The sequence below is a fragment of the Enterobacter sp. SLBN-59 genome (assembly GCF_024807915.1).
In the GTDB taxonomy this organism is placed as follows: Bacteria; Pseudomonadota; Gammaproteobacteria; order Enterobacterales; family Enterobacteriaceae; genus Enterobacter; species Enterobacter asburiae_B.
Genome location: NZ_JANUFI010000001.1, coordinates 733,186 through 753,466 on the forward strand (window position 1 = coordinate 733,186; position 20,281 = coordinate 753,466).

General features: G+C 53.5%; 20 protein-coding genes and 1 pseudogene. 13 read left to right on the top strand and 8 right to left on the bottom strand.

Going from position 1 to position 20,281, the window contains the following annotated elements; translation table 11 throughout:
• Positions 1 to 29: 29 nt before the first annotated feature.
• On the top strand, positions 30 to 935 hold the full coding sequence (locus M2422_RS03400; protein WP_064672546.1) for a LysR family transcriptional regulator: 906 nt from the start codon (positions 30 to 32) through the stop codon (positions 933 to 935).
• Between the two features lie 3 nt (positions 936 to 938).
• Here the strand turns inward: M2422_RS03400 and M2422_RS03405 are convergent, their stop codons facing one another.
• Together M2422_RS03405 and M2422_RS03410 are read right to left on the bottom strand one after the other, a co-directional pair.
• The gene (locus M2422_RS03405; protein WP_064672545.1) at positions 939 to 2,393 is read right to left on the bottom strand and encodes a Cu(+)/Ag(+) sensor histidine kinase; all 1,455 of its coding nucleotides are present in this window, start codon (positions 2,391 to 2,393) and stop codon (positions 939 to 941) included.
• Positions 2,383 to 3,066 (bottom strand): copper/silver response regulator transcription factor, encoded by a 684-nt coding sequence (locus M2422_RS03410; protein ID WP_064672544.1) that lies wholly within the window; start codon positions 3,064 to 3,066, stop codon positions 2,383 to 2,385. Before M2422_RS03410 ends, M2422_RS03405 begins: the two co-directional genes overlap by 11 nt.
• Positions 3,067 to 3,228: 162 nt before the next feature.
• On the opposite strand from M2422_RS03410, the gene M2422_RS03415 reads away from it, so the two are divergent.
• The 4 genes from M2422_RS03415 to silA are packed head-to-tail and all read left to right on the top strand — an operon-like array spanning position 3,229 to position 9,397.
• A complete protein-coding gene (locus M2422_RS03415) occupies positions 3,229 to 4,614 on the top strand; it encodes an efflux transporter outer membrane subunit (protein WP_064672543.1) in 1,386 nt (461 codons plus the stop codon).
• A 28-nt stretch (positions 4,615 to 4,642) separates the two neighbouring features.
• Positions 4,643 to 4,984 carry a cation efflux system protein CusF gene (gene cusF / locus M2422_RS03420; RefSeq protein ID WP_064672542.1) on the top strand — a complete coding sequence of 114 codons (342 nt, stop codon included), beginning with the start codon at positions 4,643 to 4,645 and terminating at the stop codon, positions 4,982 to 4,984.
• Between the two features lie 11 nt (positions 4,985 to 4,995).
• Positions 4,996 to 6,246 (top strand): efflux RND transporter periplasmic adaptor subunit, encoded by a 1,251-nt coding sequence (locus tag M2422_RS03425; protein ID WP_064672541.1) that lies wholly within the window; start codon positions 4,996 to 4,998, stop codon positions 6,244 to 6,246.
• 10 nt (positions 6,247 to 6,256) lie between these two features.
• Entirely contained in the window at positions 6,257 to 9,397 is a 3,141-nt protein-coding gene (gene silA, locus M2422_RS03430; RefSeq protein WP_064672540.1) for a Cu(+)/Ag(+) efflux RND transporter permease subunit SilA, read from the top strand.
• 42 nt (positions 9,398 to 9,439) lie between these two features.
• Here the strand turns inward: silA and M2422_RS03435 are convergent, their stop codons facing one another.
• On the bottom strand, positions 9,440 to 9,982 hold the full coding sequence (locus M2422_RS03435) for a hypothetical protein (RefSeq protein ID WP_248202860.1): 543 nt from the start codon (positions 9,980 to 9,982) through the stop codon (positions 9,440 to 9,442).
• 38 nt (positions 9,983 to 10,020) lie between these two features.
• Between M2422_RS03435 and M2422_RS03440 the strand changes: the two are divergent.
• From M2422_RS03440 to M2422_RS03465, 5 genes and pseudogenes are all read left to right on the top strand, one after another.
• Positions 10,021 to 10,185, top strand: a pseudogene (locus tag M2422_RS03440) (alpha/beta hydrolase); the annotation flags it as partial.
• A 532-nt stretch (positions 10,186 to 10,717) separates the two neighbouring features.
• Positions 10,718 to 11,161 carry a PACE efflux transporter gene (locus tag M2422_RS03450; protein WP_064672513.1) on the top strand — a complete coding sequence of 148 codons (444 nt, stop codon included), beginning with the start codon at positions 10,718 to 10,720 and terminating at the stop codon, positions 11,159 to 11,161.
• 37 nt (positions 11,162 to 11,198) lie between these two features.
• A complete protein-coding gene (locus tag M2422_RS03455; RefSeq protein ID WP_064672512.1) occupies positions 11,199 to 11,627 on the top strand; it encodes a DUF4354 family protein in 429 nt (142 codons plus the stop codon).
• Between the two features lie 87 nt (positions 11,628 to 11,714).
• Positions 11,715 to 12,086: a VOC family protein gene (locus tag M2422_RS03460; RefSeq protein ID WP_064672511.1), complete on the top strand. Its 372-nt coding sequence runs from the start codon at positions 11,715 to 11,717 to the stop codon at positions 12,084 to 12,086.
• 149 nt (positions 12,087 to 12,235) lie between these two features.
• Positions 12,236 to 12,598 carry a DUF4406 domain-containing protein gene (locus tag M2422_RS03465; RefSeq protein ID WP_048981347.1) on the top strand — a complete coding sequence of 121 codons (363 nt, stop codon included), beginning with the start codon at positions 12,236 to 12,238 and terminating at the stop codon, positions 12,596 to 12,598.
• 38 nt (positions 12,599 to 12,636) lie between these two features.
• On the opposite strand, the gene M2422_RS03470 is transcribed toward M2422_RS03465, so the two are convergent.
• On the bottom strand, positions 12,637 to 13,410 hold the full coding sequence (locus M2422_RS03470; RefSeq protein ID WP_064672510.1) for a DeoR/GlpR family DNA-binding transcription regulator: 774 nt from the start codon (positions 13,408 to 13,410) through the stop codon (positions 12,637 to 12,639).
• Positions 13,411 to 13,496: 86 nt separating this feature from the next.
• Here M2422_RS03470 and M2422_RS03475 point away from each other — a divergent pair, with 86 nt between their 5' ends.
• Positions 13,497 to 14,081 (top strand): NUDIX domain-containing protein, encoded by a 585-nt coding sequence (locus M2422_RS03475; protein ID WP_064672509.1) that lies wholly within the window; start codon positions 13,497 to 13,499, stop codon positions 14,079 to 14,081.
• A 302-nt stretch (positions 14,082 to 14,383) separates the two neighbouring features.
• The gene (locus M2422_RS03480; RefSeq protein ID WP_023311808.1) at positions 14,384 to 15,076 is read left to right on the top strand and encodes a LuxR family transcriptional regulator; all 693 of its coding nucleotides are present in this window, start codon (positions 14,384 to 14,386) and stop codon (positions 15,074 to 15,076) included.
• A gap of 14 nt (positions 15,077 to 15,090) precedes the next feature.
• Here the strand turns inward: M2422_RS03480 and M2422_RS03485 are convergent, their stop codons facing one another.
• Positions 15,091 to 15,729, bottom strand: a complete 639-nt coding sequence (locus M2422_RS03485) for an acyl-homoserine-lactone synthase (RefSeq protein ID WP_064672508.1) — start codon at positions 15,727 to 15,729, stop codon at positions 15,091 to 15,093.
• A gap of 383 nt (positions 15,730 to 16,112) precedes the next feature.
• Here M2422_RS03485 and tam point away from each other — a divergent pair, with 383 nt between their 5' ends.
• Positions 16,113 to 16,871: a trans-aconitate 2-methyltransferase gene (tam, locus tag M2422_RS03490; protein ID WP_064672507.1), complete on the top strand. Its 759-nt coding sequence runs from the start codon at positions 16,113 to 16,115 to the stop codon at positions 16,869 to 16,871.
• A gap of 4 nt (positions 16,872 to 16,875) precedes the next feature.
• Here the strand turns inward: tam and M2422_RS03495 are convergent, their stop codons facing one another.
• The 3 genes from M2422_RS03495 to M2422_RS03505 form a co-directional block, all read right to left on the bottom strand.
• Positions 16,876 to 18,066: a cytochrome c biogenesis protein/redoxin gene (locus tag M2422_RS03495; RefSeq protein ID WP_064672506.1), complete on the bottom strand. Its 1,191-nt coding sequence runs from the start codon at positions 18,064 to 18,066 to the stop codon at positions 16,876 to 16,878.
• 135 nt (positions 18,067 to 18,201) lie between these two features.
• Positions 18,202 to 19,500, bottom strand: a complete 1,299-nt coding sequence (locus tag M2422_RS03500; protein ID WP_064672505.1) for an ATP-binding protein — start codon at positions 19,498 to 19,500, stop codon at positions 18,202 to 18,204.
• Positions 19,497 to 20,237 (bottom strand): response regulator, encoded by a 741-nt coding sequence (locus M2422_RS03505; protein ID WP_033145553.1) that lies wholly within the window; start codon positions 20,235 to 20,237, stop codon positions 19,497 to 19,499. Before M2422_RS03505 ends, M2422_RS03500 begins: the two co-directional genes overlap by 4 nt.
• Between the last annotated feature and the right edge of the window lie 44 nt (positions 20,238 to 20,281).

Genomic DNA, 20,281 nt, shown 5'->3' on the forward strand with positions numbered 1-20,281 from the left:
GCATATAACGCCTTATCTTAGGAGTCACCGTGTCCGATCCTGACTTTAACCTTCTGGTTGCGCTCGACGTTCTGCTGGCCGAAGCCAGCGTGGCGGGCGCGGCGCGACGTTTGAACCTCAGCACTTCCGCCATGAGCCGCACCCTGAGCAGGCTGCGGGAGGTGACCGGCGATCCTATTCTGGTGCGGGCCGGTCGTCATATGGTGCTGACGCCCTGGGCCGAATCCGCGCGGGACCGCGCCAGAACTGCCGTGCATGAGGCGAGGGCGGTGCTGCAGCCCTCCACCGACGCGCTGAAGGTGGAAAGTCTCGAGCGGCTGTTCACCATCAGAGCCAACGACGGTTTTGTGGTGGCGTTTGGGCCACTGCTGATTGCGGCGGTGGCGAGCGTTGCGCCCGGGGTGTGCATCCGCTTCTCGCCGAAACCTGAAAAAACCTCGCGCTATTTGCGTGAGGGACTGGTCGACCTGGAGATCGGCGTGCAGAGCAATATGGGGCCGGAAATACGGCTGCAACGGCTCTTTCAGGATCGGTTTGTTGGCGCGGTGCGTAAGGGACATCCGCTGTCATTGCGGCCTGACGTCAGCCTTGAGGATTATGTCGCGTGGGGCCACGTGGTGGCCTCGCCGGACGGATCGCTACACGGGTTTGTCGATGACGCGCTGGCGGAACGGGGGATGAAGCGCAAGGTCGCCAGCGTGGTGCCCGGATTTCCAACGGCGCTATCCGTGGCGCTGGCGTCCGATCTGATTGCCATGGTGCCGGCGCTGTACCTGCTCAATCAGCCGATGAACGAGCGCGTACACGTCTTTGAACTGCCGTTTAAAACCCGGACCATTACGGTGTCACAGATGTGGCATCCGCGTATGGAAAGGGATCCGGGGCATCGATGGCTCAGGGAAAAGGTGCTGGACGTGTGTCGGGCCGTGCGCTGACGCTCAGGCCACTTTTCCCGGCACGATGAGGATGAAGCGCGTCGATGCCGCATCCGATTCCACGCGGACTTTTCCGTGGTGCGCGGTGACGATGGACTTCACGATGGCAAGCCCGATCCCGCTGCCTTCGCCTTTGCGCTGTCTGGACGGATCGACGCGATAGAAACGGTCAAACAGCTTTGCCAGATGTTCCTGAGGGATCGGCGTACCGGGATTTTCTATCATCAGTTCAACGTCGTTATCCTGTTCTCTGATGGAGACCGTCACCGCTTTCCCGGCTGGCGTATAGCGCAGGGCATTGGAGAGCAGATTATTCATTGCTCTCCGGAACATCTGCGGATCGCCTTCTATCAGGCAGGGCATCCCGTTAAATTTCAGCGTAACGTTGCGTTCTTCCGCCCAGGCTTCGAAGAAATCGAAGACTTTCATGACCTCCGCACTTAAATCAAACACCACCCGGTCAGGGATGAGCTGATTATTATCCGCCTGCGCCAGGAAAAGCATGTCGCTGACCATGCGGGTCATCCGGTTGTACTCTTCCAGGCTGGAGTACAGAACATCTTCCAGCTCTTTCTGCGAGCGGTTCTGGCTCAGCGCGATTTCCGTTTGCGTCACCAGGTTGGTGATGGGGGTTCTGATTTCATGCGCGATATCGGCGGAAAAATTCGCCTGGCGGGTAAAGACATCTTCAATCTTTTCGATCATATGGTTGAAGGAGATGACCAGCTGTTCCAGCTCAACGGGCACGCGGGACGGCTCCAGCCGCGCGTCGAGGTTTTCTGAAGTGATATTTTTAATGGCGTTGCTGACGTTACGCAGGGGCAAATGTCCCTGACGAACCGCGATGCGAATGACAAGAATAATCAGCAGGCTGATCGCCGCGGCAATCGCCAGGAGATTCTTTTTCAGCGCCTCAAGGTAGTGCAGATGAAAATTAATCGAGAGCCCGATAAGCATAACGTAGCCCTGCGTTTTGCCCTGCAGCGTCGCCGTGCCTGAAGAGGCGATAATCCGGTACGTTTCCATTTTCATGTCGGACCCGGCGTGCATGTTTTTGGCAGAGTCTTCAACCGTCCAGAGAAACACATCCTGCGCGCGGCGGTGTTCGCTAAAGTCCGCCGCGTTCATCGCAGGGCGCAGTGCCGCCCCTTGCGCCGAGCTGAACAGGATATTGCCCTGCGGATCCAGGAGCAGAACGGCCACGTTGCGGTAGCTGGCGATCGACTCTTTGATTTTACTGATTTTCTTTTGGTCAGGATCGACCGGAGACTGCAGGATGCGGTGCATCGCGGTGCTGATTTGCTGCAGGTCGCTGACATCCTGCTCGGCGAAGTGCTTTTCAACGGAATGCAGCATAAACCAGGTAAAGGCGAAAAAGGCCAGTATCGTGGAGAGACTGATAAAAAAGGTCAGCCGCAGGGCAAGCGAAAAAGGGCGCCCGGGAAGCTTAACGCGCATCCGGCACCTCCAGCATATAGCCTACGCCGCGTACCGTCTGGATTAGCTTAGGTTCATAATCGTTATCGATTTTCGCCCGAAGCCGCTTTACCGCCACGTCAATCGCGTTTGTGTCGCTGTCAAAATTCATGTCCCACACCTGGGAGGCAATCAGGGCGCGGGGAAGCACCTCTCCCTGATGCCGCATGAAAAACTCCAGCAGGCTGAACTCTTTGCTGGTTAACGAGATGCGGCTTCCGGCCCGGCTTACCTTTCTCGACACGAGGTCAACCGTCAGGTCCGCCACCTGAAGCTGGCTTTCCGCGATCACCGTATTTCCGCGTCTCAACAGCGTCCTCACCCGGGCGAGCAGCTCGGCAAAAGCGAATGGCTTAATCAGATAGTCATCCGCGCCCAGCTCAAGCCCTTTAACCCGGTGTTCAATCGTGCCGAGAGCCGTGAGTAACAGGATGGGCATCCCTTTTCCCGCAGAGCGGAGCATGCGGACAATGTCCCAGCCGTTCACATCGGGCAGCATGATATCCAGAATCAGCAGATCGTATTCAGCGGTCATGGCGAGATGGTAGCCATTCAGGCCATTATCCGCGTGGTCCACCACAAACCCCGCTTCAGTCAGCCCCTTACTCAGGTACTCACCGGTTTTCATTTCGTCTTCGACGATCAGTATTTTCATCGTGCTCCCCTGACTGGCTGCTGATGACATTCTAGTGAGCGTACCGCCGTTAACAATGACTTACGCTAAAAATGACAACATTGTCATTATCCTGTCACCCGTCAAACAGGATGCGTTGCGTAGAGTAGCCCTAAAACTACTCTGGACTTTATTTGAACCGTTATGTTCCTGTTAAAACGACTAAGCATCAGTACGGTATTTATTCTGGCAGGCTGCGTCTCGCTGGCCCCGGAGTACCAGCGACCGGAAGCACCGGTACCCCAGCAGTTTTCGCTCTCCCGTAACGGCCTGACGCCCGCGGCGGCGGGGTATCAGGACACCGGCTGGCGCAACTTTTTCGTCGACCCTCAGGTTGCCGGGCTGATTACGGAAGCCCTGAAGAACAATCGCGATCTGAAAATGGCCGCCCTGAAGGTCGAAGAGGCACGGGCGCAGTTCAACGTGACGGATGCGGATCGCTACCCTCAGCTGAATGCCTCCTCGGGCATCACGTACAGCGGTGGGCTGAAAAATGACAAACCCACCGCACAGCAGTACGACGCGGGCCTTACGCTTAGCTATGAACTCGATTTCTTCGGCAAGCTGAAGAACATGAGCGAGGCCGACCGACAAAACTTTTTCGCGAGCGAAGAGGCCCGTCGCGCGGTGCATATCCTGCTCGTCTCTAACGTTTCCCAGAGCTATTTCAACCAGCAGCTGGCGTATAAACAGCTGCGTATCGCGCAGGATACGCTGAACAATTACCGGCAGTCTTATGCGTTCGTTGAGCAGCAGCTGGTGACGGGCAGTACGAACGTCCTGGCGCTGGAACAGGCCCGGGGACAGATCGAAAGCACGCAGGCAGAGATTGCCAAAAGAGAGGGGGAGCTGGCGCAGGCCAATAACGCCCTGCAGCTGGTCCTCGGCACGTATCGCGCGCTGCCGGGTGACGGCGGCATGAACGCCAGCGACGTTGCGCCGGTAAAACTGCCTCCTCATCTTTCTTCCGCGATACTGCTGCAGCGCCCGGATATTATGGAGGCGGAGTATCAGCTTAAAGCGGCCGATGCGAATATCGGTGCGGCGCGCGCCGCCTTTTTCCCGTCTATTTCCCTGACCAGCGGGCTTTCAACCGGCAGCACGGAGTTGTCCAGCCTCTTTACGTCCGGGAGCGGGATGTGGAATTTTATTCCTAAAATAGAAATTCCTATTTTTAATGCGGGCAGAAATAAGGCCAACCTGAAGCTGGCCGAAATTCGCCAGCAGCAGTCGGTGGTTAATTACGAACAAAAAATTCAGTCCGCCTTTAAACAGGTTGCCGACGCGCTCGCGCTGCGGGACAGCATTAACCAGCAGCTTGCTGCACAACAGCGGTATCTGGATTCGCTCCGCATCACGCTTCAACGTGCCAGAGGGTTATATTCCAGCGGCGCGGTCAGCTATATCGAAGTGCTTGACGCGGAGCGTTCTCTTTTCTCTACCCAGCAAAATATTCTCGACCTTATTTATGCCCGGCAGGTTAATGAAATTAATCTCTTCACCGCGCTCGGCGGCGGTTGGGTCGAATAATCTTATTTAATTAAACAGGAAAATAACCATGCGCAATTCACTTAAGGCCGTTGTATCTGGTGCAATCTCCATTGTGTTTTCTGCCGGCCTCCAGGCTGAGGTTCATCAGCACGAGGTGATGAGTGCTGCCAGCGAAGGGACCTCAGAGCAGGTCATCACGGGAACCGGCATCGTGAAGGACATTGATCTCACGAATAAAAAAGTCACGATTTCTCATGAAGCGATCCCGGAAATTGGCTGGCCCGCGATGACCATGCGTTTTACCTTTATTCAGGCTGACGAGAGTATTAATGCCTTAACAGTCGGCAGCCACGTGAATTTCTCGTTTGTTCAGCAGGGCAATATCTCTTTACTCAAAAGTATTAAATAGCGAGACGCGGCATGGCCTCAGTAAAAATAAAATATGCTGCCGTGATAACCAGCAGCCTTATTGCAGGAGGGCTGATATCGGTGACGGCATGGCAGGCGCTTCATTCATCTGAAAAAACAGAAAATAGCGCACCAGAAAGAAAGGTGCTTTTCTGGTATGACCCGATGAAGCCCGACGTTAAATTCGATAAGCCCGGCAAATCGCCGTTTATGGATATGGATCTGGTACCGAAATATGCGGATGAAAACGCCAATAAAAGCAGTGCCGGTATCCGTATTGATCCGACGCAGGTTCAGAACCTGGGATTAAAAACGCAAAAGGTGACGCGCGGAACGCTGAATTATGCCCAGACGATCCCGGCCAACGTCAGCTATAACGACTATCAGTTTGTCATTGTGCAGGCGCGCGCGGAGGGCTTTGTGGAAAAAGTGTACCCGCTGACGACGGGCGATAAGGTGAAGAAAGGCACGCCGCTCGTTGATATAACCATTCCTGACTGGGTAGAGGCGCAGAGCGAGTTTCTGCTGTTATCCGGTACCGGCGGAACGCCGACGCAAATCAAAGGGGTTCTGGAACGGCTTCGGCTGGCGGGTATGCCGGATGAGGATATTCAGAGGCTGCGTGCGACCCGTACTATTCAGACCCGGTTTACCATCAGGGCGCCGATCGACGGAGCGATCACGGCCTTTGATCTGCGTACCGGCATGAATATTTCCAAAGATAAGGTGGTGGCGCAAATTCAGGGGATGGATCCGGTCTGGATCGGCGCGGCAGTGCCTGAATCCATTGCTTATCTGCTGAAAGAGACTTCGCAGTTTGCTGTTTCGATACCGGCTTATCCGGATAAATCCTTCCCGGTTGAAAAATGGAGTCTTCTGCCGAGCGCGGATCCAACCACCCGTACGCTGCAGGTGCGCCTGCAGGTCTCTAACAGGGATGAGCTGCTGAAACCAGGCATGAACGCGTACCTGAAGCTGAATACTCAAAGCCAGGAAATGCTGCTGATCCCTTCCCAGGCCGTTATCGATACCGGTAAAGAACAGCGCGTGATTACCGTCGATGCGGACGGGAATTTTGTACCTAAAAGGATCCACGTTCTGCATGAATCTCAGCAGCAGTCCGGCATTGGTAGCGGACTGGAAGAAGGGGAGTCGGTAGTGGTCAGCGGTCTGTTCCTGATTGACTCGGAGGCCAATATTACCGGCGCGCTGGAGCGCATGCGTCACGCTGAAGCCGCTGACGACGCGCATTCTGGCCATTAAGGAGACGATGATGATTGAATGGATTATCCGGCGGTCGGTCGCCAACCGTTTCCTGGTCATGATGGGGGCGCTGTTCCTCAGCGTCTGGGGCACATGGACGATTATTAACACGCCAGTCGATGCCTTGCCCGACCTCTCTGACGTTCAGGTGATTATCAAAACCAGTTACCCCGGCCAGGCCCCGCAGATTGTTGAAAACCAGGTCACCTATCCACTGACGACCACCATGCTGTCGGTTCCCGGCGCAAAGACCGTGCGCGGTTTTTCGCAGTTTGGCGATTCGTACGTGTACGTCATTTTTGAAGATGGCACCGATTTGTACTGGGCGCGTTCGCGCGTGCTGGAGTATCTGAACCAGGTTCAGGGCAAGCTGCCTGCCGGCGTGAGCTCAGAAATCGGTCCTGATGCCACCGGCGTGGGCTGGATATTTGAGTATGCGCTGGTGGATCGCAGCGGAAAACACGATCTCGCAGAGTTGCGCTCGCTGCAGGACTGGTTCCTGAAATTTGAATTGAAAACCATCCCGAACGTGGCTGAAGTGGCCTCCGTCGGCGGCGTGGTAAAGCAGTATCAGATACAGGTCAATCCGTTAAAACTGGCTCAGTACGGCATTAGCCTGCCGGAGGTTAAGCAGGCCCTTGAGTCGTCTAACCAGGAGGCGGGGGGATCGTCAGTTGAAATGGCGGAAGCGGAGTATATGGTCCGGGCCAGCGGCTATCTGCAGACGATGGATGATTTCAATAACATTGTCCTGAAATCCGGAGAGAACGGGGTACCGATTTATCTTCGCGATATCGCCCGCGTACAAACGGGGCCGGAAATGCGCCGCGGCATTGCCGAATTAAACGGGCAGGGGGAAGTTGCGGGTGGCGTGGTGATCCTGCGTTCGGGTAAAAACGCGCGTGAAGTCATCACGGCGGTGAAAGATAAGCTGGAGACGCTGAAGGCCAGCCTGCCGGAAGGTGTTGAGATTGTGACCACCTACGATCGCAGCCAGCTCATCGATCGGGCAATCGACAACCTGAGTTCCAAGCTGCTCGAAGAGTTTATCGTGGTGGCGATTGTTTGCGCCCTGTTCCTGTGGCACGTTCGCTCTGCGCTGGTCGCGATTATCTCTCTGCCGCTTGGCCTGTGTATTGCCTTTATCGTCATGCATTTCCAGGGGCTGAACGCCAACATTATGTCGCTGGGAGGCATTGCCATTGCCGTCGGGGCGATGGTGGATGCCGCCATCGTCATGATTGAAAACGCGCACAAACGGCTCGAAGAGTGGGATCACCAGCATCCGGGAGAACAGATTGATAACGCCACGCGCTGGAAGGTGATCACCAACGCCTCTGTCGAGGTCGGCCCCGCGCTGTTTATCAGCCTGCTGATTATCACCTTATCCTTCATTCCCATCTTTACTCTTGAGGGGCAGGAAGGGCGGCTGTTTGGTCCGCTGGCCTTCACCAAAACGTACTCCATGGCGGGTGCGGCCGCGCTGGCCATCATCGTTATCCCCATCCTGATGGGATTCTGGATCCGGGGTAAAATTCCCGCTGAGACCAGTAACCCACTGAACAGGCTGCTGATTAAAGCCTACCATCCGCTACTGATTAAGGTGCTCCACTGGCCAAAAACAACCCTGCTGGTTGCGGCCTTGTCCATCTTCACGGTGATCTGGCCTCTCAGCCAGGTGGGCGGCGAGTTCCTGCCGAAGATCAACGAAGGCGATCTGCTGTATATGCCGTCAACATTGCCGGGCGTTTCTCCGGCAGAAGCGGCCGCACTGTTGCAGACCACGGACAAGTTAATCAAAACCGTGCCAGAAGTGGCCTCCGTTTTTGGTAAAACGGGTAAGGCTGAGACCGCAACGGATTCCGCTCCGCTCGAAATGGTGGAAACCACCATCCAGCTCAAACCTGAGAATGAGTGGCGGCCCGGCATGACGATTGACAAGATTATTGACGAACTCGATAAGACCGTTCGGTTGCCCGGCCTGGCGAACCTCTGGGTTCCGCCCATTCGTAACCGGATAGACATGCTTTCCACCGGGATCAAAAGCCCCATCGGCATCAAAGTGTCGGGTACCGTTCTGTCGGATATCGACGCCACGGCGCAGAGCATCGAGGCGGTAGCCAAAACGGTGCCGGGCGTGGTGTCAGCCCTGGCTGAACGTCTGGAGGGCGGGCGCTACATTGACGTCGATATCAACCGGGAAAAAGCCTCGCGCTACGGGATGACGGTGGGCGATGTGCAGCTGTTCGTCTCCTCGGCCATCGGCGGGGCGACGGTGGGTGAAACGGTGGAAGGCGTCGCCCGGTACCCGATTAATATCCGCTATCCGCAGGACTACCGGAACAGCCCGAACGCCTTGAAGCAAATGCCGATCCTGACGCCGATGAAACAGCAGATCACGCTGGGCGATGTGGCGGATATCAACGTGGTTTCCGGCCCCACGATGCTGAAAACGGAGAATGCCCGGCCTGCGAGCTGGATTTATATTGATGCCCGCGGCAGGGATATGGTGTCGGTGGTGAACGACATTAAGACGGCCATCAGTCAGAACGTAAAGCTGAGGCCGGGTACCAGCGTGTCATTCTCCGGGCAGTTTGAGCTGCTCGAACACGCCAACAAGAAACTGAAGCTGATGGTGCCGATGACGGTGATGATCATCTTCATTCTGCTGTATCTGGCGTTCCGCCGCGTGGATGAAGCGCTGCTGATCCTGATGAGCCTGCCGTTCGCCCTGGTCGGGGGAATATGGTTCCTCTACTGGCAGGGCTTCCATATGTCTGTGGCAACCGGCACCGGCTTTATCGCCCTGGCCGGGGTGGCGGCAGAATTTGGCGTAGTCATGCTGATGTATTTGCGTCATGCCGTTGAGGCTCAGCCGGCGTTGTCCCATCGGGACACGTTCACTGAACAGGGGCTTGATGACGCCCTTTACCATGGCGCCGTGCTGCGCGTGCGGCCAAAGGCCATGACTGTCGCGGTGATTATTGCCGGCCTGCTGCCCATTCTTTGGGGAACGGGGGCAGGGTCAGAGGTCATGAGTCGGATAGCGGCGCCGATGATTGGCGGGATGATCACGGCGCCGCTGTTATCGCTGTTTATTATTCCTGCGGCATACAAGTTAATCTGGCTGCGCAGGCATAAAAAGCCATAAAAAAACCCGCCAGCGATGGCGGGTTTTTTACGGGATGAACCCTTAGCGCGCTGTTTTAGCACGCGTCTGGCTGAGAAGCTTGCGCCAGGCACGATTATGCAGAGTAAACAGCAGCATCTTATAGAAGGCGGTGGAAAGGATACAGCTGCCGCTAAGCAGTAGCATGCCGATACTCACTAGCGCCGCGGTCAGACTGACGCCCGGAGCTGCGCTACCGCTCAGCGCGACCAGCATATAGGCTGCTGTTAATACCAGGCTTATCACCGCCAGCGTAAGGTGTAACCTCACGGCGCGCATGCTGCCTTTGCCAATCATAAACATCGTCACGCCGTTAAGGCCAGCGAATAGAAGGGCGATCAGGACAACCCAGACGAATACGTGTTCCGCTGACTGGTCGAGTCCTGCGAGTACGCCATACCCCAGCCACAGCTGAGGAATAGCGAAACTGACAATCACCCCGAGGGTACTGATCGCCGCTGGAATACCCATGGTGTGTAGACCTACAGGTTTGCCCATTTCGTCAGCCAACTCAGTCTTTAGCTGTTGCAGCTGTGTCGGGGAGGCATTGCTTATGCTGGTAGCCACCTCGTTACAGTGTTGCAGGCGGCGGAAAAAAACTTTAAGCGCATTCGCTTTACTTCTTCAGAACGGCTTATGAAGCGGCAAATCAGCCAAAAGAGCTGCTGATTGTTAAAGATGCCACGCATGTCGATTTATATGATCGTATGGATAAGATCCCGTTCGATAACATCACGGCATTCTTCAATAAATACCTTAATAAAAGATAACTTCCTCAGTAACCGATGCAGTGATCCAAAGGTTACTGCATTGATGTGAGAGGGAAGGCAGCTATGAGGGGGTTGACTGAACGGTTTATGGCTTATTCTCTGATGTCCATATTGCATTTAACATAATATACATTATGCGCACCAGCGTGGGTTCAGAAGAAATCTGGCTTCTTATGGCTTCTTATGGGTACGTTGGGCCTGGCTGTGGGTATTGTTTAAGTGCCTGTAAAATAAAGGGCGTTAAATTATCGAAACCGACAAGCGTATGGGTGAATAACTCATCAATAAGTGGGCTTATCTGCCGGATGTCGCCGATACCGTTGCGGCTCTGCTGGCGCGGCGGGATGAACTCAATAGAGATGGATAATTCAAAACTGATCGCCTTTTTAGGCCATGAACCGCAGACCCCTCTTACCGAGGCCGTGCGTTCTACACTAGCGGGCCTGGGCTGTATTTAACATAACCTGCACGTTTAGAAAGGGTTGAAAAATGTCTGATATACTTCAGCTTTTGAAAACGCTGTCGTAAGCAAATGGAAATTGAATTAAATAAAAGTTTTAAAGAGAGAGTTTTCCATGCTGTCATTTTTGAAGTGACGGCCAACGTTATCATCGCGCTGTCACTCGCCTGGCTGATGAACGTGTCGGTACTTCAGTCAGGCTCGTTGTCCGTGATATCTGCACTTACCGCAACGGTCTGGAATTTTATTTTTAATAAGCTCTTTGATTCCCTGCAGAAAAAACATCAGTTTCAACGCACATTTCTTGTTCGCGCAATCCATGCTGTTGGTTTTGAAACGGGACTTATCATCTCCTTAATCCCTGTGGCAATGGTTATGCTGAACCTAACCGTGACGGAGGCGTTTTTTGTTGAGATTGGCCTGGTGCTGTTTTTCCTGCCCTATACGATGCTGTTTAACTGGCTTTACGACTACCTGCGCTGGACGTTCGTTGGACGGAAACGTAAGGCGTTATAGCTATAGTAGATCAATGTAAAAATAAAGAGGAAGAAAAATGCGAAGTCTCCTGACTAAAGGAATTAGTCTTGCGTTAGCGGTGTCCGCCGCCGGGACGGCTCTGGCCGCTCAGAAAGAGAGCCATGACGACAAGCTCAACGGGATAACCATTTTCGCTCAAAAAGAGTCTCAGGGAAGCCAATGGGACAGTACAACGGGCGAAGCAAAATATATGGTTAGCTACAAGGTTACGCTTGATAACGCGTCGGGTAAAAGTATTGAGCCGGGCAAAGAAAATAAGATGTGTTTCTTCCTGTTTGATAAAAACGGAAAAACATTTATGAGCACCGGCATTGAGCTTGAAATGCTGAAAAAATACAACCCAAGGGACAACAGAACCGGACTGGTCTATTTTTCCAGCTCAAACCCTGACGTTTTAAATATGCCATTTGTCCGCTTCGGCATCGGAAAAGACTGCATAAATTGATGACTGTCACATTGACACGTTATTTCGTATGGTCGCCCCACTCTCCTTCTATACTGGTTATTTCTCCATCTCATAAAGGAAGGAACCATGTTCGATCATGTGAAATTCGGCGTCAGTGATTATGAAAAAAGTAAAACCTTCTTCCTCCATGCGCTTAAGCCGCTTGGTGTAGAACTCATCGATGAGGGCACGCCAGACTACGGTGTCGAAATGAGTTCAGGCGATGTTTCGCTCTGTCTTTTTCAGACAAAAGAAAAACCTGCCCTTTTGCATCTGGCGTTTGTGGCCAACACGCGCCAGCAGGTCGATGCGTTTTATCATGCCGCCCTGCGCGCCGGTGGGCGTGATAACGGCGGGCCGGGGCTGAGGTCATACGGTGAAAATTACTATGCCGCGTTTGTCATCTCGCCCGATGGCCACAATATTGAGGCGGTGTGCCATGCGCCGGAAAGTCAGTAGCTCAGCCCTTCTGTCAGAAGCGATTAAATGATCTGTAATGCATCTTTTTGCACGATAATGCGCGAAAGTATTTCATAACGCGGCCACAATCCCGTATGGTATCGGCAGTAAACGTGCAATTTCATGCAATAACACTGACAGAGGTACCTATGACACAACAGCTGATTTTAATTGCTGGCCCCTATCGCAGCGGAACCGAAGGCGTTCAGGCACGCATTGATGAGAATCTGGCGCGTCTCGAAAGCGCAGCACTAGCCGTTTACCAGCGGGGTCACATCCCGGTCATTGGCGAATGGATGGCTTTGCCGTTGGCAAAAGCCGCAGGATCGAAAGCGGTTGGTGATGAAATCAGTGAAGCGATGCTGTACCCCGTTGCTCACCGGCTCATAGCTAAATGTGATGCCATTTATCGTATTGCCGGTGCGTCTAAAGGTGCCGATATGGACATTGAGGTCGCCCGCAAATATGGCCTGAAGGTTTATACCGCACTTGAGAATATTCCTGAGGCTTAAGGCAGTCCGCCAGCCAGCCTGTGAGCACAGGCTGGCTATCAGAGAGTGTCACTCTCCGAGGTCAACACGACGGAGACCCCTTTTTCCAATACCGCGCGGATCCAGTCCCGATCGGTATTGTCTTCAACGACGATGGTGTTCACCGATGACACATCGCCAATCACAAACGAAGACGCTGTGTTGACCTTTTCCGGAGAAGCCAGGACGACCGTCTCCGCGGCTCTGCCGGAAAATGCACGTTTGATGCACGCTTCTTCGAAATCGCCGGTTGTCAGCCCCGCCTCAGGATGGATCCCTGTCACGCCCATAAAGAACAGATCTGCATGAATATTTTCGATGCCTTCGATCGCTGCAGCGCCAACCGCAACAATGGAGTGCTTATACAAGCGACCGCCGATCAGAATCACCTCGATGGACGGATGATCCACGAGCCCCAGGGCGATGCTAGGGCTGTGCGTAACCACCGTGATGCGCAGGTCTGGAGGGAAAAACGTAATCAGCTCCGATGTTGTCGTGCCACCGTCAACGATCACCACCTGCCCTGATGAAATCAGCTGTGCCCCTTTCCTGGCGACCCTCTTTTTTGCATCCATCTTCACGGATTGCCGTTCGGCATAGGGAGCAATAGCAGAAGATGACGGCAGCGCGCCGCCGTGAACCCGCTGTAAACGCCCTTCTGCCGCCAGCTCGCGTAAATCACGCCGAATGGTGTCTTCAGAGACGTCAAAGAGCATGCTGAGTGCTTTTGACTGGACCTGACCTTCTGCGCCGAGCTTTTCGAGGATCAATTTTTTTCGCTGACTGGTGAGCATCATGAATTCCTGATGTTGCATGTTTTATCTTGAAAGTGCACGATAATGCTGTTTATGATAATTACTCTACGTAAGGAGGAACAAACGTGCAATCAAAACGTGCAGATGTGCGCATCATTGATAGTGAAACCCTGTCAGATAACTGGTACAACCTTAAAAAATACACCTTCGACCTGCAGCGCCGTGACGGCGAATGGCAAAGACAGCAACGGGAGGTCTACGACCGTGGCAACGGCGCGACTATTCTTCTCTACAACCGTGAGGAAAAAACGGTGATCCTGACGCGCCAGTTCCGCTTTCCCGTCTTTATCAACGGCCATGAGGACGATTTAATCGAAGCCGCGGCGGGACTGCTGGACAACATGGATCCCGAAAGCCGCATAAAAGCAGAAGCGGAAGAAGAGACAGGGTTTCAGGTTTCGAGCGTGCAGAAAATCTTTGAAGCCTATATGAGCCCGGGCTCCGTCACGGAAAAACTCTATTTTTATCTTGCCGAGTATCAGCCGAAAGACAGAACCGGCGCAGGCGGCGGGATCAAGTCTGAGGGAGAAGATATCGACGTGCTGGAAATGACGCTTGAAGAGGCATTACGCGGCATTGAAACAGGCAAGATTGTCGACGGTAAAACCATCATGCTGCTTTATCATATTGCTCTTAAAGGCATTATGTAGACTGCTGGTTAAAATCCTGATTTTGAATCTGGGTCGGTACGCTTGTCCACTACTCAAATGTAAAGCGGAAAACCTCCTAAATTTTGCAGCCTACTATATTTAGTGAACTATTTCGGGATTTGACAAAATCTTCAAAAATTCGCCGAGTCATCTGTATTTACCATTAGAAATGCCACACATTGATCAGGCTACCAGTTGAGGTAGCCTGTCTTATCTGTTGGCTGGATTAAAATGCGACTCGCTACAGATAACGAAGCATATTATACTTGCTCCTCCACTCGAACAGGAGGCAAGCAACTCACGTGAAGGATACATATTACAACGACATAGCGATCAATACGCTAATTCAGAGTGAGCTGGACGCGTTTTTTGAGGATTTCAAAGGGATCGTCTTCGCCTACGCCATTATGAACAAGAAAGATCCTTCCCAGATGCGGATAATCAATAACAGCCCCGAGTGGTTTGATATCTACCTCGACAGGAAATATCAGTTCATTGACCCTGTTATCATTCGGGCTTTGCGCTGTGTTGAAGATTTTTTCTGGGAAAGTGATGTCATTCTGTCGGATGGTTATAACCTGACGCGCATTTTCAACGAAAGCGTCCAGTATGATATCTACCAGGGACAGACTTTTCCTCTGCATGACTATCTGAATAATCTTGTCGTCTTATCCGTCATCAGTCCTAAGCATTCTGGTATTGATATAGAAAAATATCGGCCACAATTTCTAAGCTTCCTTGTTCAACTGCATCAGAAGACACTCAATCTGTATAGCCAGCATCAACAGAAAAAGAATGTTTTTCTGTCGCCACGTGAGCGACAAATCCTTAAATGGGTCAGCGCCGGGAAAACCTACGCAGAAATTTCTGTTATTTTGTCTATTGCTGAACGCACCGTTAAGTTCCATATGGGAAATGTAATGAAAAAGCTCGGTGTGAATAATGCCAGACACGCAATAAAGCTTGGAACAGAACTACGTTTACTGGACGACTGAGCCTCAGCCACTGGTTATAAGTGGCGTAAATGCTCCAGCATTTCGCGAAGCCAGTGACTGGATTTATCTTTGCTAATAATGTCTTCAATAATGCTGATGCTGGCAGGCATATAAATATAGTAAATAACCTCCCCTTTTTCAGAAACACCGCGTTGAATAACTTCAACTTTCCAGTTCGCATGGCGAAATATGGCATACATACCGCGACTGGCGACTGCGTACATTCCATGGTATTTTTGCTTTATGCAATACATATTCATCGCAAGAAACAATGCCTTACTGGCGGGCACGCCCTGCAGACTTGCGGAGTCTCGCGTTTCTTTATCTAAAAATAAACGGCTAATTTCACAGCAGGGAACATCTGCCGGGAAAATAATGGCTTCGTCAAAATAATTGTGAAAGATTTCGCTTATCATCGTCGGATGCGTCGAGTTAATGAATCGTGCGCCGCATAACAACTGTCCCTCATACATACCCAGCAAGTATGTCGTGTTTGGGTTGTCAAACCGATCCTTTTCCATATCTTCAACGCATTCAACTTTCCAGTCGAGTCGGTCCCGAAAGGTTTTTCTCCTGAGTCGGAAGAGTTCGCGGGCTAATGCTGACGGTAAATCATCGTAATCATGCAAAAAAAACTCAATAACAGAATTCATTGCTCTTATTCCTGATAATAACACCTGAAACTATTATCCCCTGTCTTTTAGGACAGCTTTCATTGTGCATGGTATTCCTTATACTTAAAAAGTACCCGGCCACTAAGTCCTCGTGAAACTCAGTGGCCAGGAGGTCAAAGACCTACGAAACACCAGGGATATATCCATTCATGATTATCTAATATTTATAGTTTCGGGTACAGAGCGTAAGAAGCACTTAGCCGATAAAATATTAAAAAACGATAATCATAAAATAATTACAATTAAAGTATTGCCCCTTAAGTATTTAAGGGGTAATATTTCCTTTTTCTATTTTTTCTCCTATTATCTCTGTTCTTAATGCTGTGCTACTCTTGCAGAAGCATGCTAAACGGAGAACCAAAATGGCCGACTGGAATCCCTCTCTTTATCTGCAGTACGGCGCGGAAAGAACGCGTCCTGCCGCTGAACTGCTCGCCAGAATTCCTCTGGATGAGGTCTCCACCATCGCTGATTTAGGCTGCGGGCCGGGAAACAGCACCGCGCTGTTGAAGCATCGCTGGCCTTCGGCACGCGTTACCGGGGTCGACAACTCCCCTGCAATGCTCGAGGAAGCAAGAGCCGCATTGCCTGACTGCCATTTTGTTGAGGCCGATATCCGCCAGTATAAGCCTGGCCAGCCGCTGAACCTGATTTATGCCAACGCTTCGCTGCAATGGGTTCCTGACCATTACGATCTCTTGCCTCATCTCGTTTCTTTACTCACGCTTAACGGCGTATTAGCAATCCAGATGCCTGACAACTGGCTTGAACCTACTCATGTGGCGATGCGCGAAGTGGCGCTGGAACAAGACTACCCTGACCGCGGCCGCGAACCTCTCCCGGGTGTGCATGCCTACTACGATATCTTGTCCGAGGCGGGCTGTGACGTGGATATCTGGCGGACAACCTATTTCCATAAAATGAGCTCGCACCAGGCCATTATTGACTGGGTAAGCGCCACCGGCTTGCACCCGTGGCTCCAGGAACTGAACGAGGGCGAGCAGAAACGTTTCCTGAAACGCTACCATGAACTGCTGGAAGAGCAGTATCCGCTCCAGGAAAATGGGCAGATACTGCTCGCTTTTCCGCGGCTGTTTATCGTGGCGCAACGCCAGCCCTGACGGGTTATGACCGGGCTTCTTTCAGCAGCTGCTGAATGACCTTTTCCTGCTGCGCATAATCTCCTTCGCCAAAGGCGGTATAGCGTAGCTGGCCTTTGGCATCGAAATAGTAATGCGCTGGCCAGTACTGGTTCCCGAAAGCGTTCCAGATTTGATAGTTATTATCCGTCACCACCCGGTACGGCAGCTGCCATTTATTTACCGCGTTTTTCACCGAGGCGAGCGGTTTTTCCCAGGGATATTCCGGCGTGTGAACCCCAATCACGACCAGCCCCTGCGACTGATACTTCGTGGCCCAGTCCCGCACGTGCGGGAGCGTATGCTGACAGTTAATGCAATCCCAGGTCCAGAAATCAATCAACACCACCTTCCCTCGCAAGGATTCAGACGTGACAGGGTCACCGTTAATCCACCCTGTCCCCCCGCTTAATGAAGGCAGCTGGCTGCTGGGCTCTGTCATCACGACCGGCTGGAGCTTCACCGGCGCGGCTGTGGGTTTAGCCAGCGTCAGGAGTGTTGCCTCCAGACGGTCCGCAACGCCGTTTGCTCCTGTCAGAAGCGAAGTCATTCCCGTCGCGTTAAATACGACAGCCGCCAGCATCGCTACGCCCGCCCCCTGCCGCAGCTTTTCCATCAGCGCCGATTTTGCTCTTAACGGCGCCATCAGCGTGCGGCCTCCTGAAACGAGCAGGCTCAGCATTAGCGCGCATCCGCTGCCGTAGGCCGCCAGCAGTGCGCCCGTCGTAATTGCCGAATTGCCCGCGATATTAATGCTGAAAATGGCGCCCAGTATGGGACCGGCGCAGGGAGACCAGAGCAGCCCCACCGCAAGCCCGGCCAGAAAAGCCGATGCCAGACCGCGCGTTTGCCCGCTTCGGGTGTTCAGGACATTTCCCGCGCTGACGGCCGGACCCGCAATACGCTGGGCGAATGACGGAAAAATTAAGGCCAGCGCGGCCGTGGCCAGAATAACGAGAGCGATCCAGCGCCCGACGATGGTTGCCTCTGCTATCCACTCGCTGGCGACGGTGACGGCCATCGCCACCAGGGTGAACATCACGATCATCCCCGCCAGCAGGGCCAGAATATGTCGTCGCTGTCCCTGAAAACCGGCGAAAAGGAGTGGGATAACCGGGAGCGTACATGGACTGAGCAGGCTTATCATCCCGCCCAGAAAAGCGATTACCAGAAACATAGACACCTCACAATACAAGTCCTGCGACGCTGCAGTGAGGCTATTTCATCGTGCGGATGTGTTCAGGATATGTGTAAAAACGCAGATTTTGTCTGGCTCTGTATCACCCGGGCCGGGAGATACAAAGCCGTACAATTAACGGCGCGGTAGCGTAATGGAGACATCCAGTCCGCCTCCGGCCCGGTTCGTCAGGTTGAGCTTTCCTTCCAGCTGAGCGGTGAGCTGCGCGGCAATCGCCAGTCCGAGTCCTGTTCCGCCGGTATCGCGGTTGCGCGATGTTTCCACCCGGTAAAACGGCTGTAATACCGCCTCAAGCTCGTCATCGGGTATTCCCGGTCCGCCGTCAGTGATATGAATCACCACCTCTTCGGAAGACGAATTATCAATGGCAATAACGGCATACCCACCGAACTTAAGGGCGTTATCCAGCAGGTTGGTCATCACCCGACGAAGCGCCTGCGGACGCGTAACGATCGGCAAGCGGGTATCGTTTGCCTGAAGCTGCACGTTTTTACCGATGTCCTGATAATCGCAGGCGATGCTGTTGACCCAGGCGTTCAGCTCCAGCTTCAGCGGGGTCTCTTCCAGGGATTCTGATGACCGGGCATACGCTATGCCCTCGCGAACAAGACGCGTCATGCTATCGAGATCGTTCAGGAGCTTGTCGCGAAGTTCAGGTTCCCCTGCCATCTCAACGCGCAGCTTCATGCGGGTAATCGGCGTCTGAAGATCGTGAGAAATGGACGCCAGGATCTGCGCGCGCTCCCGGAGATAAGACTGAATGCGCGCCTGCATCGCGTTGAAGGCATGCGCTGCACGCTTCACCTCAAGCGGCCCTTTCTCCGTCATTGGCGTGCTGGCCGCCGGATCCAGCGAATCCACCGCGCGGGTAAATTGTGAAAAAGGCCGCACCACCTGCCGCACGGCAATCCAGCCGCACGCAGCCAGCAACAGCAGCTGCAGGATCAGCACTACGGGCAGCCAGCTGGCGACCGGCGGCATGCGTGGGATCAGGTCAATGGTCAGCGGCGCGCCGTCGCGTAACGTCAGATGCGCCTGGATGTGTGAAACGGCACCGGGAACGGCGGTGAAGCTGAGCGGGTACTGTGACGCAAGCGTCGCTTTTAAGGTTCGGATGGCGTCCTGCGAACGCTTATCCGTCGGCGCGTTGCCGGGCTCTCCCGGTCCCAGAATATAACGGTAATTGCCCCGTTCGAGGCGCGAAAGCCAGGCCGCGCGCTCGCTGGCCGGTAAGCGGTCTAAAATGGCGACGCTGGTTGCGACGTCGTTTTCCAGATTACCGAGCATCACCGTTCTGGCGCTGTGCATTCGTTCAATCATGACCAGCGTCAGGCTCAGGGCGTTGGCCAGCAGCAGGCCGGACAGCACGACGAGCAGCAGGCGGGCCAGCAGCGAGCGCGGCCAGAGCGTCATTCGTTAGCCTCTTTGATGGTCACCGGCATGGTAAAAACGTAGCCCTCGCTGCGCACGGTCTTGATATAGGCGGGCGTGCGGGCGTCTTCGTTCAGGCGCTGACGAACCCGGCTAACCAGCAGGTCGATAGAACGTTCAAACAGCTCGGCGTCTCGCCCCTGCGTCAGGTTGAGCAGCTGATCGCGGGTCAGCACACGCTGAGGATGGTCAAGGAAAACGCGCAGCAGGCGATACTCCGCCCCGCTGAGCGCGACGATCACCCCTTCCGGATCGATTAAGTGACGGGCAACGGTATCGAGCTGCCATTCACCGAACATCACCAGCCGCCCGGCTTCTGTCACCTGCAAATTGGGCGGCATCGTGCGAAAACGCCGTAAAATCGCTTTGATACGCGCCAGCAGTTCGCGGGCGACAAACGGCTTCACCACGTAGTCATCCGCGCCCATCTCCAGACCCAGGATCCTGTCCGTCTCCTCGTTGCGGGCCGTCAGCATCAGGATGGGCAGATCTTTATATTTCCCGACGCGTAGCTCTCGACATAACGTAAGCCCGTCGTCGCCGGGCATCATGACATCCAGCACAACCAGGTCGATATGCTGTTTATCCAGCACGACGCGCATCTCTTTGCCGTTGGCCGCGCCCGTCGCGCGATAGCCAGACTTAACGAGATAATCGACAATCAGTTCACGAATATCCCTGTCGTCATCGACGACAAGGATATGATCAATATGCTCCACCGAAATCTCCAGACCGAAGGGTAACGTACTGAAAATAGCACATT